Origin of the sequence: Bacteroides sp. AM16-13 (assembly GCF_003602705.1) — a bacterium.
Classification (GTDB): domain Bacteria; phylum Bacteroidota; class Bacteroidia; order Bacteroidales; family Bacteroidaceae; genus Bacteroides; species Bacteroides xylanisolvens.
Window position 1 is genome coordinate 1 of sequence record NZ_QTLK01000032.1, and the last position, 346, is coordinate 346.

At 37.6% G+C, this 346-nt stretch carries 2 tRNA genes; both read right to left on the reverse strand.

Going from position 1 to position 346, the window contains the following annotated elements:
• Nucleotides 1-115: 115 nt before the first annotated feature.
• Nucleotides 116-189, reverse strand: a tRNA-Asn gene (locus tag DW173_RS20600).
• Between the two features lie 28 nt (nucleotides 190-217).
• Nucleotides 218-291 (reverse strand) — tRNA-Asn (locus DW173_RS20605).
• Between the last annotated feature and the right edge of the window lie 55 nt (nucleotides 292-346).

The following is a 346-nucleotide window of genomic DNA, read 5'->3' on the forward strand; positions in this document are numbered from 1 at the left end:
ATGATGCAAAAATAAGAATTTTAACGCAATCCCCCAAGGTTTCAGACTGAGCCAAAAAACATTGGATCCGAAAAATAAAAAAAGAGATAAATCTTCTGATTTACCTCTTTTTTCGCTCTTCCTCTTGGACTTGAACCAAGGACCCTCTGATTAACAGTCAGATGCTCTAACCGACTGAGCTAAGGAAGAATGTTTGCAATCAAGATTTTCAACTTTGCTCTTCCTCTTGGACTTGAACCAAGGACCCTCTGATTAACAGTCAGATGCTCTAACCGACTGAGCTAAGGAAGAATGTTTTTCTCAATTGCGATGCAAAAGTACTAGGTTTTTTTGAAATATGCAATAT